The sequence below is a fragment of the Pseudomonas sp. D2002 genome, from assembly GCF_013385735.1.
Taxonomy (GTDB): domain Bacteria; phylum Pseudomonadota; class Gammaproteobacteria; order Pseudomonadales; family Pseudomonadaceae; genus Aquipseudomonas.
In genome coordinates, this window is sequence record NZ_JACAPL010000008.1 from 225720 (window position 1) to 238057 (window position 12338).

General features: G+C 64.2%; 11 protein-coding genes. 5 read left to right on the forward strand and 6 right to left on the reverse strand.

Annotation, left to right across the window (positions count from 1 at the left end; genetic code table 11):
* Positions 1-327: 327 nt before the first annotated feature.
* Positions 328-870 (reverse strand): thioesterase family protein, encoded by a 543-nt coding sequence (locus tag HX783_RS17645; RefSeq protein ID WP_177017745.1) that lies wholly within the window; start codon positions 868-870, stop codon positions 328-330.
* Between the two features lie 97 nt (positions 871-967).
* On the opposite strand from HX783_RS17645, the gene HX783_RS17650 reads away from it, so the two are divergent.
* Complete coding sequence (locus tag HX783_RS17650; RefSeq protein WP_177017746.1) at positions 968-1927, forward strand: GlxA family transcriptional regulator; 960 nt, start codon at positions 968-970, stop codon at positions 1925-1927.
* Between the two features lies 1 nt (position 1928).
* Here HX783_RS17650 and HX783_RS17655 read toward each other — a convergent pair whose 3' ends face one another.
* Positions 1929-2792 carry a LysR family transcriptional regulator gene (locus HX783_RS17655; protein ID WP_177017747.1) on the reverse strand — a complete coding sequence of 288 codons (864 nt, stop codon included), beginning with the start codon at positions 2790-2792 and terminating at the stop codon, positions 1929-1931.
* Between the two features lie 103 nt (positions 2793-2895).
* On the opposite strand from HX783_RS17655, the gene HX783_RS17660 reads away from it, so the two are divergent.
* The gene (locus HX783_RS17660; protein ID WP_177017748.1) at positions 2896-3894 is read left to right on the forward strand and encodes a quinone oxidoreductase; all 999 of its coding nucleotides are present in this window, start codon (positions 2896-2898) and stop codon (positions 3892-3894) included.
* Positions 3895-3957: 63 nt separating this feature from the next.
* Here HX783_RS17660 and HX783_RS17665 read toward each other — a convergent pair whose 3' ends face one another.
* Together HX783_RS17665 and HX783_RS17670 are read right to left on the reverse strand one after the other, a co-directional pair.
* Positions 3958-4305 carry a hypothetical protein gene (locus HX783_RS17665; protein WP_177017749.1) on the reverse strand — a complete coding sequence of 116 codons (348 nt, stop codon included), beginning with the start codon at positions 4303-4305 and terminating at the stop codon, positions 3958-3960.
* Between the two features lie 147 nt (positions 4306-4452).
* The gene (locus HX783_RS17670; protein ID WP_159955463.1) at positions 4453-5175 is read right to left on the reverse strand and encodes a pirin family protein; all 723 of its coding nucleotides are present in this window, start codon (positions 5173-5175) and stop codon (positions 4453-4455) included.
* A gap of 181 nt (positions 5176-5356) precedes the next feature.
* On the opposite strand from HX783_RS17670, the gene HX783_RS17675 reads away from it, so the two are divergent.
* Both HX783_RS17675 and HX783_RS17680 read left to right on the forward strand, forming a co-directional pair.
* Complete coding sequence (locus HX783_RS17675) at positions 5357-6307, forward strand: GlxA family transcriptional regulator (RefSeq protein WP_159955465.1); 951 nt, start codon at positions 5357-5359, stop codon at positions 6305-6307.
* Positions 6308-6402: 95 nt separating this feature from the next.
* Positions 6403-7902 carry a winged helix-turn-helix domain-containing protein gene (locus HX783_RS17680; protein WP_177017750.1) on the forward strand — a complete coding sequence of 500 codons (1500 nt, stop codon included), beginning with the start codon at positions 6403-6405 and terminating at the stop codon, positions 7900-7902.
* On the opposite strand, the gene HX783_RS17685 is transcribed toward HX783_RS17680, so the two are convergent.
* Positions 7849-10611 carry a winged helix-turn-helix domain-containing protein gene (locus tag HX783_RS17685; RefSeq protein WP_177017751.1) on the reverse strand — a complete coding sequence of 921 codons (2763 nt, stop codon included), beginning with the start codon at positions 10609-10611 and terminating at the stop codon, positions 7849-7851. The genes HX783_RS17680 and HX783_RS17685 overlap by 54 nt on opposite strands.
* 58 nt (positions 10612-10669) lie before the next feature.
* Positions 10670-11068, reverse strand: a complete 399-nt coding sequence (locus HX783_RS17690; RefSeq protein ID WP_177017752.1) for a helix-turn-helix domain-containing protein — start codon at positions 11066-11068, stop codon at positions 10670-10672.
* Positions 11069-11272: 204 nt separating this feature from the next.
* Between HX783_RS17690 and HX783_RS17695 the strand changes: the two genes are divergently transcribed.
* A complete protein-coding gene (locus HX783_RS17695; protein ID WP_177017753.1) occupies positions 11273-12181 on the forward strand; it encodes a LysR family transcriptional regulator in 909 nt (302 codons plus the stop codon).
* Positions 12182-12338: the final 157 nt, after the last annotated feature.

The following is a 12338-nucleotide window of genomic DNA, read 5'->3' on the forward strand; positions in this document are numbered from 1 at the left end:
TGGGACGCTCCGCGTCCCGCGTCCGCTTCTTTCTCAAGGCCGGTGTACAGGTGACGCAGAGCGTCACAGGATGCATTCCCACGCGGAGCGTGGGAACGATCAGGGTCGCGATGATGCTTGTCTGGTGGAGTTGATCGTCCCCACGCTCTGCGTGGGAACGCCGCCTGGGACGCTCCGCGTCCCGCGCCAGCTTCTATCTCAAGGCCGATGTACAGGTGACGCAGAGCGTCAGAGCATGCATTCCCCACGCGGAGCGGGTAATCCGGGGCGCATCTTCACCCCCAAGGACGACGCCGAAGCCAACTTGAAGAAGCTGGCCCGCGTGGTTTAAACCAGCTCCTCTGCGCGCAATTGCACACTCATATCATCACAACTTTTCGCCCAGTCACTCAGCCATTGCGGCAGCGGTGGCGACGTTTCGGCCAACCCCAGCTCGCGCACGAAGTCTGCCGGGGGCAGGGTGCCTTTGGCTGAGCGAAACAGCCCGCGCATCACCACCACGCCGATCACCCGGCCTTTGCTGACGAAACGGTGCTCCATCAGGCTCCACTTGTGGTCCCAGCCAAGCATGCGGGTGTGTACCTCGAACACTTCGAACAGCTTCAGTTCGCGGCGAAACTTGCCCCAGGTATCGCCCACGATCGGCAGGGCCTTGTTGCGCAGGGCCACGCGAAACGCGCCGGTACGCAGTACAAAATCCATCCGCGCCACATCCGCCAGGGAGAAATACCGGCCATTGGTGACGTGCCGGTTGATGTCCAGGTCCAGCGGCCACACCCGCATGCGCACCACGGTGGTCTCCAGGCCATGGGCCGGGGTGCGCCAGGGCCGACGGGACAGCATGTAGAGCAATCGAAACCAGAGATTCATAAACGCGCCAGGCAGTTGATCAGTGGCCGCACTCTACGGGCGAGGAATCGGCTAAGGTAGGTGCGCAAATGACTTATTACATGCGAAAAGCGCAAACATGCACATTACCTTGCTCCTGGTCGACCAATGCTCCGCCGCCAGCGCCACCCTGGCCCTGGAAATGCTCAGCGCCGCCAACCTGTTCGCCGACAGCCCGCCGTTCGAGATCGTGGTCGCCTCCCTCGACGGCCAGGCCGTGGACGCCTGGGGCGGGCAGCGTTTGCAGGTGGGGTGTTCGCTCGCGCAGGTTCGCCAGACCGACCTGGTCCTGATCCCTGGTTTTCTGTTTACCCTCAAGGAGGCCATGCCGAGCTTTCCCGCCTACGGGCCCTGGTTGCGCGAACGCCATGCCCAGGGCGCGGTGCTGGCGTCGATGTGCACGGCGACTTTTCTGCTGGCGGAGAGCGGCTTGCTGCAGGGCTTGCGCGCCACCACCCACTGGGCGTTTGCCGGGTTTTTCCGGCAACGCTACGCGGGCGTCGCGCTGGATGACGCGCAGATACTCTGCGAAGAAAACCGCGTGATCACCTGCGGTGGCGCCAGCGCCGCGATGGACCTGATGCTGCACCTGATCCGCCGCTTTGGCTCTCCCGAGTTGGCGCATACCTGTGGCAAATACTTGCTGATCGACAACGTACGCACCGAGCAGTCGGTGTACGCCATGTGGTCATTGCCCAAGAACCACGGCGACGGCGAGGTCCTGCGGGTGCAGCATTGGCTTGAGCAGCAGTTTGCCCAGGCGCTGGTGATTGATGAAGTGGCCCGGCGCTTTGGCTTTGGTGTGCGCAATTTCAAGCGGCGGTTCAAGGAGGCGACGGGCTATACGCCTATTGCCTATGTGCAAACCTTGCGCCTGGAGCGTGCCAAGCAGATGTTGGAATCAACGCGCATGACCCTCGAAAGCATCACCTACGCGGTGGGGTATGAAGACAGCAATTCGTTTCGTCGCCTGTTCCAGCAGCGCGTCGGCATGCTGCCGGCGGCGTATCGCAAGAAATTCCTCGCCACGGCAGGCTGACTCAACGCCGCAGCTGCGCTTCACCTTCAATGCACGCCACCAGAAACTCCATCACCACCTTCACCGACGGCGAACGGCGCATGTCCGGGTACACCGTCAGCCAGATATCCCGCGCCGGGCCGTCGCCGGCGGTGGGCAGTCGCGCCAACAGCGGGTCGTGATCGCCCACCAATGTCGGCAACACCACCGCGCCGACCTGCGAGCGGGCGGCCATTTGCTGGGTGATCAACTCGCTGGCGGCAAACACGATCGGGCGCTGGCCGCGCAGTTGGTGCAGCCATGCCTGTTGCGGCAAGTGATCACGGCTGCTGTCGTAGGCGATAAATGCCCACTGGGCGGCGGGCAGTTGCGTGTACGCGGGCGCGGCATACAGCCCGAAGCGCACCACGCCGACCTTGCGGCGCACCAGTGCATCCTCGTCGGGGCGCACCGTGCGCAGGGCGATATCGGCTTCGCCCTTGTCCAGCGCCGCCAGTTGCGTGGAGGGCATCAGCACCAGGTTCAGCTGTGGGTATTGCGCGCGCAGCCGTGCCACGTGCGGCGCGATGCAGTGGTTGGCAATCGACGGCGGGCAACTGACGCGCACGGTGCCGGCCAGTTCGATGGAGGCCACGCGCGACAGGCGCATCACTTCGGTGGCCATGTCGCCCATGCCCGCCGCCAATTCGGCCAACGCCAGGCCCTGCGCGGTGAGCGGCCGGCTGCGGGGCAGGCGGTCGACCAGTTTTACGCCGAGGGCTTTTTCCAGCGCGTCGACCCGCCGCCCGACGGTGGCGTGCTCCACCTGCAGCTCGCGGGCAGCCGCCGACAGCGACTGAGTGCGCGCCAACACGGTGAAGTAATACAGATCCTGCCAGTCAAACATCGGGTTATTTCCGCACAGAGGCTGGGAAAGATTGGGGAATATTCCTACCGAGCCTGTCCTTTTACCATGGCCGCTTCCCAGTGCAAACGGAGTTGTTCCCCCAATGAAAGCCATTACCTTGCAAGCCTACGGCGGCCCTGAAGTTGCCCAACTGTGCCACGACGTTGCCAAACCCCAGGCGACGGCCGGGCATGTGCTGGTCAAGGTGGCCTGTGCCGGAATCAATTTCATGGACATTCACACGCGCCAAGGCAAATACGCCCACTCGGTCACGTACCCGGTACGACTGCCGTGCACCTTGGGCATGGAAGGCGCCGGCGTGGTGGTGGAAGTCGGCCCGGGCGTGAGTCACTTGGCCGTTGGCGACCGCGTGGCCTGGTGCATTGCCTGGGGCGCCTATGCCGAATACGCCCATGTGCCCGCCGACAAAATTGCGCAAATCCCCAACGCCATCCGCTTCGATCAGGCGGCGGCAGCGATGTTTCAGGGTTGCACCGCGCACTACCTGGTTGACGATGTCGCCCGTTTACACGCGGGCAGCACCTGCCTGGTTCACGCCGCGTCCGGCAGCATCGGCCAATTGCTGGTGCAGATGGCGCGGCGCTTGGGTGCCACGGTGTTCACCACCGGCAGCACCGCCGAGAAATGTGCGATTGCGCTTGCGCGCGGCGCCGATCAGGCGTGGACGTATGACGGTTTTGCCGACCAGGTGCTGCAAGCCACAGGCGGGCGCGGGGTAGATGTGGTCTTCGATTCCGTCGGCAAAAACACCTTGCGCGAGAGCTTTCGTGCCTGTCGCACCGGTGGTTTGATCGTCAATTATGGCAACGTCTCCGGCTCGCTGACCGACCTGGACCCGATTGAACTGGGCGAGGCGGGCTCACTGTTTTTGACCCGGCCACGGCTGGCCGACCATATGGCCGATGGCGCGACGGTGCAACGGCGCGCCAATGCGGTGTTCGCGGCGATGCTGGAGGGTTCGCTGACGGTGGACATCGAAGGGCATTACAGCCTGGAGACGGTGCAGCAGGTGCATGCGCGCATCGAGGCGCGGCAACAGATCGGCAAGGCGGTGATGTGGGTGGACCGCAACCTGGACTGAATCGGGGACGAAAAAAAACCGGCTGATCAGGCCGGTTTGGGGTGCCCCGCGAACAGTGCGGGGTTATGCGTTGTTGCCATGCAAGCGATCAGCACCGCCTTCAGCCAGGCCACGTTCCTGCAAGCGATCAGCACCGCCTTCGGCCAGGCCACGTTCCTGCAAGCGATCAGCACCGCCTTCGGCCAGGCCTCGTTCCTGCAAGCGATCAGCACCGCCTTCGGCAACACGACGTTCCAGCAAAGGGTCAGAACCCCCTTCGGCCACACGGCGTTCCAGCAGACGATCCGAACCGCCTTCCGCTACGTGGTTACCTTGCAGGCGATCCGCGCCGCCTTCAGCGACAACCGGGTGAGCAAAAGCGTTTGCAGCCAGTACCGAGAAAGCGAGGCTAAGCAAGAGTTGGCGTTTCATGATGGTGTGCTCCGAGTGTTTTAGTTGGGTGCCGTTTGGCATGGGGTTGATGTTACGCGTTGGTGTTTTTAAGAGAACTTCATTGGGCTGATGGTGACTATCGATGCCAGCGATGACCCGTTTTGGGGCGGGCCATCGCGTCGACGGTCAAGGCATCTGCGGCCGGTCCTGAGGGCGCAGATCGAAGACCAGCACCTCGGCATCCTCACCATGGCTCAGGCTAATGTGGCGTTCATTCCTCACACGGGCGCCGTCGCCTTCCTGCAAGCGCTGGCCGTTGACGTCCACGCTGCCCCTGGCCACATGGATGTACACGTGGCGATCCGGCGGCAGGTCCAGGGTCGCGGCTTCGGCGCCGTTGAACAGCCCGGCATACACCCGAGCGTCCTGGCGCACATTCAGTGAGCCCTCGGCGCCATCCGGCGAGATGATCAACTGCAAGCGCCCACGTTTCTGCGCCGTACTGAAGTGTTCCTGTTGATAGCGCGGTTCGGCACCGGCCTCATTCGGCACGATCCAGATTTGCAGGAAGTGCACGCCCTGGGTCTGGCTGTGGTTGAACTCGCTGTGGGCCACGCCGCTGCCGGCGCTCATCAGTTGTACATCGCCAGGGCGAATCACCGAGCCGGTGCCCAGGGTGTCCTTGTGTTCCAGGGCGCCTTCGAGCACATAGGAGAAAATCTCCATGTCGCGGTGCGGGTGCTGGCCGAAGCCTTTACCGGCTGCGACGCGGTCGTCGTTGATCACCAGCAGGTCGGAAAAGCCCTGCTCGGCGGGGTTCCAGTAGCTGGCGAACGAGAAGGTGTGGAACGACTTCAACCAACCGTGATTGGCGGCGCCGCGGTCCGAAGCTTTGCGAAGGGTCAGCATGGTCTTGTCCTCAAGTGAGCGCGGGCTGCGTGATGCAGGGCGCTTGCGTTGAGAAGAAGATTAATGGTTACCAATAAATTCATTAAGAAGCTGAAATTTGAATAACTGTCTCTTTAAAGTTGACAGTAAAAGCCGTGCCATAATGCCGCCTCGACTTCCTTCTCAATGGACTTATCCCCGCATGAAAACCGTGGCCATGGCGCTGTTTCCGGACTTCCTCCTGCTCGACATGGCCGGGCCACTTGAAGTGTTTTCCATCGCCAACCGCTACCTGCCGGCGACCGCGCACTATCAGATCCTGACGATTGGCACTGAGCCGGGCCTGCTGCGCGCGTCCAATGGCGTGCACGTGCAGCCCGACCTGCAACTGGATCAGGCCCACGACGCCTATGACCTGTTGCTGGTGCCGGGCGGCCCCGGCGCCTATAACGAATGTCACCCAGCGCTGCTGCCCTGGCTGCAGGCCGCCGCCCCACGGGCGCGGCGCTACGGCTCGATCTGTACCGGCGCGTTTGTACTGGGGCATGCCGGGCTGCTCGACGGCCGCCGCGTCACCACCCACTGGCATTACACCGAGCGCTTGATCAAGGGCTTCCCCAAGGCGATTGTCGAGACCGATCGCATCTACTTGCAGGATGGCCGCTTGATCACCTCCGGCGGGGTGACCGCCGGTATCGACCTGGCGCTGTCGATTGTCGCCCAGGACCACGGCAAACAGGTGGCGGTGGACGTGGCCAAAGTGTTGTTGGTGGTGATGAAACGCCAGGGCGGCCAGGCCCAGTTCAGCCCGATGACCGCTGCGGTGGCGCCGCTGGAAACGGCCATCACCCGCGTGCAGAACCAAGTGCTGGCGCAACTCGATCAGCCGTTCACTATCGACGCTATGGCCGCGTTGGCAGGCATGAGTGCGCGCCACTTTGCGCGGGTGTTCGCCAAGGAGGTGCAGATGACGCCCATGGCGTTCCTGCAAGGCGCGCGCATCGACCGCGCCCGGCACTTGCTGGAAACCACTGACCTGCCGCTCAAGACCGTGGCGTTTCACGCAGGCTTCGGCAGCGTGCGACACATGCGTTTTCTGTTCAGTGAAAAGCTCGGCCTTAACCCGACGCAATACCGCCAGCAGTTCAGTTAACGCCAGCATGGCTGTTTCGCGCACCTGATTGTCCGTGTCGCTCCCCGTGCCAGCATTGTCCTGTCACGGCGAGCTGGCAAGATAGCGACAGGCCCATGGAAAAGGATGCGCAAACGCCCAAGACCGGGTGTTCCAGCGCCGCTAACCGGATGAACAACCCACACACAGTGAGCTTCGGCCCCTACACCTTTCACCGGCAACAGCGTCTGGTCAGCAAGGCTGGCCTGCCGGTGCCGCTGGGTGGGCGTGCGCTGGATATCCTTGCGGTGCTGCTGGAAACGCCAGGCCAATTTGTCGCCAAGGACACGTTGCTGGCGCGGGTCTGGCCGTGCAGCGTGGTCGAAGAGAACAACTTGCGCGTGCACATCGCGGCCCTGCGCCGTGCGCTGGACGGGCAGCGCTATATCCTCAACGAGCCTGCGCGTGGCTACTGTTTTGTCGCACCGTCGACCGCTGCGTCGGCGCGGCCCTGGCACAACCTGGCCGCCCGGCTCAGCCCGATGCTGGGCCGTGATGAGCTGCTGGGTGCACTGGTGCGGCGGCTGTCCGGCCAGCGGCTGATCATGCTCACTGGCTGCGCCGGCGTGGGCAAGAGCACCTTGGCCCTGGCCCTGGCCGAACGGGTGTTGCCGCGCTATCGCGACGGCGTGGGCTGGGTGGATTTGGCGACGGTCCACGCGCCGAGCCAACTGCTGCGCCATCTGGCCGCGACCCTGAACCTGCAACCGTGTAGCAGCGCCCACGCACTGTGCGAGCAGTTGGCTGCGCGCCACCTGTTGCTGGTGCTCGACGGCGCCGACGTGCTGCTCGGCGCCTGCCGCCATCTGGTGCGCGTGCTGCATGAAAAAGCGCCGCAGGTGACGGTGCTGTTGACCAGCCGCGAAGCCTTGCAAGTGCCCGGCGAGTGGGTGCAGCGCGTGCCCAGGCTGGCGCTGCCTGCGCCCTCGGCCTGGGGCAGTGTCGAGCAGGCGATGGTCTACCCGGCGGTGCATGTGTTTGTCGCGCGGGTACGTGCCGGTCAGCAAGGGTTTGTGCTGCGCCCGCAGGACCTGGCGCCATTGCGCGATATCTGTCGGCGCCTCGACGGCATTCCCCTGGCCCTGGAACTGGCGGCGGCACAGGTCGAGGCCCTGGGCTTACGCGGCTTGCAGGCGCAGTTGCAACAAGGCGTGCAGGTGTTGACCCGTGGCCGACGCACGGCGATAGAACGTCATCGATCCCTGACCGCTGCACTGGACTGGAGTTACGAGCGCCTGAGCCTGCCGCAGCGCTGGCTGTTTTTGCAGTTGGCGCTGTTCAAAATGGCCGTGACCCTGCCGCTGTTGAGCGAGCTGGTGGCCGGCACCGAGCTGGAACACGCCGACTTGTCCTACCTGCTGACACGTCTGGCGGCCACGTCGATGCTGACGGTGGAGCCGGGCCCGGGCCCTGCGCGCTACCGCCTGCTCAACAGCCTGCGCAGCTACGCCCTGGCGCACCTGCGTGACCCGGTGCAGGTGGCGCGTTTGCAGCAAGGTTATGGGCATTACCTGGGGCCGTTTTCAGGCCGGCCGTTTGTCTTGCAACTCGTCGAGCAGGCGGCGCACGCGGAGTAGGTCGTGGGTGGCAAACCCTTCACTGAATTGCGTGTAGACCGAATTCAGCAGGTCGCGCGCCGCCTGCACGCGCCCTTGGCCTTGCCACAGTTGTGCCAGTGACGTGGCGCTGCGTAATTCCCAGGCCAGCGCGCCTTGCTGGTTGGCCAGGCCCAGCGCCTCCAGCAGCAGTGATTCGCGCTTGCGCAGATCAGGGATTGCCTCGGCGCGCACGCGCAGAATCTCCGGCGTACACCAACCGGCCGCGCCGCTTCGGGCGCGCTCGAACAAGGCGTCATCCACGGCGAGGGCGTTGAAGGTTACCAGCGTGTCCCGGACCAGGCCCAGCCCTTGCAAATCCTTGTCGGTCGCCGTGCCCTCGTAGTGCCGCGCCCAGGTGTGGAACAACTGCACCGAGTGTTTGTGTGCCTGTCGCAGCAACAGGTCAAGCAGCGAACGCGCCGCCGCGCTGTCGCCGTTGTAGCGGGCGATCACCACGCCGGCCAGGGCCAGGGTGTAGCAGATCGAGGTGCCGTGGTTGATTTGCAGCGCCAGTTCCAGCGCCTGGTTCGCGGTGCGCCAGGCACGCTCGGGAAAACCCCGTAGCCACAGGGTGCGCGCGAGAATCGTCAACGACGCCACACTCTGGTCGTATTGCACGCCGAAGCCATGGGTAAACCGATTCAGGTGGCCGCTGTGGGCCATGCGCTGGATCACTTGTTCGGCGTTGTGCAGGGCGAGTGCCTGGTTGCCGGCAAAGTGTTGCGCCAGTACGCGCAGGCGCTGGGCGCTGAGGTCCAGCAAGGGCTCGGATTGTGGGCCAAGCTGATCAAACTGCAGGCTCTGCGCCAAGGCCTCACGGTAGTTGCCGCTGCACAGGTTGACCGCCATATGGCCCGACACCGCGCGCAGCTGGCCGCCCAAGTCTTTGCCGGCTTCGGCCAGGCGCCGCGCGCAGGCAAATGCTTGAAGGGTCTGCGGCGTGCCGCCCTGGGTGTGATAGGAAAAACTGCCCAGCGCCAGTTGCAAGGCCATGTGCAGGCGCTGGCTCGGCGCACGCGACTGCGCCAGGCGCGCCAGGGCTTTGTTCACGTACAACCCGTGCTCGCGCAGCAGGGATAATTCCTGCCACAGCGGCATGGCGCTGACGGTCAGGCGAATGCCCAGCAGGTGCGCGCCCCCGTCGCCCAAACACCCATCGAGGGCGGCGCGGATGTCCTCGCGCAGCGGCGCATAACGGTTGATCCACGCCTGCGTGGCGATCAGTTCCCAGTCCTCCTGCGCCTGCTCCATCAGCGCCAGGCACCGCGCCGCATGGCGCTCACGGGTGGCCTCAAGCTCATTGGCCACGCTGAGCTTTTCCAGCGCATAGGTGCGGGTGATATCCAGCAGGCGGTAGGCCACTTCATCGTCGCCAGCCTCTACATTGAGCAGCGACTTGGCGACCAACTGGGTGATCGAGCCCAGCACTTCGTTCGGCGCAATCTGCTCACCGGCGATCACCGCCGCCGCGCTGGCCAGGCTGAACCCGCCACGAAATACCGCCAGGCGGCGCAGGCAAATCTGCTCGCACGCGGTCAGCAATGCAAAACTCCAGTCCAGCGTGGCCCGCAGGGTTTGCTGGCGGGGCAGGGCGCTGCGCCGGCCACGGGTCAACAGGCGAACGTTGTCTTCCATCTGCACCCGCAGCCGCTGCAGGCCGAAGCGCTGGATCTGCGCGGCGACCAGTTCAATCGCCAGCGGAATCCCGTCCAGGCGTTGGCAGATGTCGATGGCCAGCGGCAAGTCGGCTTCGCTGAGTTCAAAACTGTCTTGATGCGACAGCGCGCGTTCGATCAGCAGTTGCAGCGCCGGGTAGCCCAGGGCCTGGGCACGGTTGCCCGTCGCTGGCGGGCAGGCCAGCGGTTCGAGGCGTTGCACGTGTTCACCTTCGGCGCGCAGGGCTTCGCGGCTGGTGGCCAGGATGTGCACGTGGGGCGCATGGCGCAGCAGGGTTTCGCTGATCAGGGCGATGTCGTCGAGCAGGTGTTCGCAATTGTCGATCACCAGCAGCAACTGACGCGCGTGCAGGCTGCGGGCGAGGGCGAGCAGGGGCTCATGCTCGGTGGGCGTAAGGTCGAGCAATGCGGCGAGGTTGGGCAGGATCATCGCCGGCGCGCTGAGCGGCGCCAGGTCCAGCAGGCGGATGCCGTCGCGGTAGTGCCCGATCAGTAATTCCGCCACCCGCAGCGCCACGGTGGTCTTGCCGATGCCACCCGCGCCGGTCAGGGTAATAAAGCGTTGTTGCGGCAATTGCTGCACCAGCGCATCGATCAGCGCCTGGCGGCCGAGCATGCGGGTGCGGCGCAGCGGCAGGTTATGGCCCTGGCTGTGGGGAATGCCGTCGGCGGCAAGCGTCATCGGTTCGATGCTCAGTGGTGCGACAAAACTGTAGCCACGCTGGGCCACGGTGACGATATAGCGCTGCCCCGCCTGACCATCGCCCAGCGCCTTGCGCAGCGCGGCCATGTGCACGCGCAGGTTGCCGTCTTCCACCACGGTTTTCGGCCACACCCGCGCGATCAGTTCCTGCTTGCTCACCACCTTGCCGGCCTGCTCCAGCAGGATCAGCAAAATATCCACCGCGCGCCGCCCCAGGCGCAACGGGCGACCGGCTTCCAGCACCAGGCGCTGGCGCGGGTGGATGCGGTAGGGGCCGAAGTGCACGGCCTGTTCGCTGGGGTCACTCATGGTGGCCGATGCTCGGGGAAAAGGGTCTGGCCAGCATATTCCAGGCGTGTGCCGACCACTAGGCCGCAATCACTTGCGGCTTGTGACGCAACTGGTGGTTTCGCCAGGTCATCGGGTTGACGCCCTCGCTGCGGGTGAATATATGGCAGAAGTGCGCCTGGTCGCAGAACCCGCATTCCAGGCTGATTTGCGTCAGGCTCAAGGACGACCCGGTGATCAACTCCTTGGCGCGCTGGATGCGCTGTTGGCGAATCCACTCCTGCGGCGACAGCCCGGTGGTGCACTTGAACGCCCGGGAAAAGTGGCTGCGCGACAGCGCGCACGCCTGCGCCAGGTCGGCAATCGCCAGGCTTTCACCGAGGTTGGCGAGGATCAGCTGTTTGGCAATGCGTTCGCGCCGGGGGCATAGGCCGCCGGTCGCGCTAAAACGTGGCGCACAGTACTCAAGTCGGGCCATGACAAATATCCGTAGTCGATGGGAGCGTTCCCGGTGAATGGATCCAGTGTAGACCGCCTCATTCTTGGCGCCGGACCGTCTGGCTGACGAGTTAATCGTTGTTAATTTCGCCAGCTCAGGGCGTGGAAAAGACAGCACAGGCGTGCAATCGGCAGGTGGGGGCGTGTGCTTATCTGGCGGCCTGGAAACCCTGTGGAAACCGCCATGAACCGCAACGACCTGCGCCGCGTCGACATGAACCTGCTGGTGATTTTCGAAGCGCTGATGTTCGAGAAGAACCTGACCCGCGTCGCCGAAAAACTCTTTATGGGCCAACCGGCCGTGAGTGCGGCGTTGGGGCGGCTGCGGGATTTGTTCGACGACCCGTTGCTGCTGCGCAACGGGCGGGGCATGGAACCCACGCCACGGGCATTGGCGATACTCAAGGAGTTGCAACCGGCCATGGACACCATCTCCGGCGCGGTCAGCCGTGCCAAGGATTTTGACCCTTCCACCAGTTGCGCGGTGTTCCGTATCGGGCTGTCGGACGATGCGGAGTTTGGCTTGTTTCCGCCGCTGCTCAGCCAACTGCGTGAGGAGGCGCCGGGGATTGTGGTGGTGGTGCGTCGGGCCAATTACCTGTTGATGTCGGCGTTATTGGCCAGCGGCGAGATTTCGGTGGGGGTGAGTTACACCACGGAATTGCCGGCGAATGCCAAGCGCAAGAAGCTGCGGGATATTCCCTGCAAGGTGCTGCGTGGGGACGACGGGGAGGCGCCGTTGACCCTGGATGACTACTGCGCGCGGCCCCATGCGATGGTGTCGTTTTCGGGGGATTTGAGCGGCAACATCGACCTGGATTTGGCGCGGATCGGCAGGGCACGCAGGGTGGTGCTGGCGGTGCCGCAATTCAGTGGGTTGCGGGCGTTGTTGGCGGGCACGCAGATTATTGCGACCGTGCCGGATTATGCGGCTTGTGCGTTGACCGAGGGCACGGTGTTGCGGGCTGAGGACCCGCCGTTTGAGATCGAGGCGGCGGAGTTGTCGATGGTGTGGAGTGGGGTGCATGACAATGACCCGGCGGAGCGGTGGTTGCGGTTGCGTATAAGTGAGCATATGGCTCGGGCTTTTTAGTCGTGGCGGCCTGTGGGCCGACCAGGCTGGTTGGTGTGTTGTGTACATATCCGTTGCTGCGGTTACGGCGGCTTAGGGTTCCGCCCTTACGGCGGGTCACTTTTGTAAAGACACAAAAGTAACCAAAAAGTCTTCGCCCCACCACTCGGCACCTCGC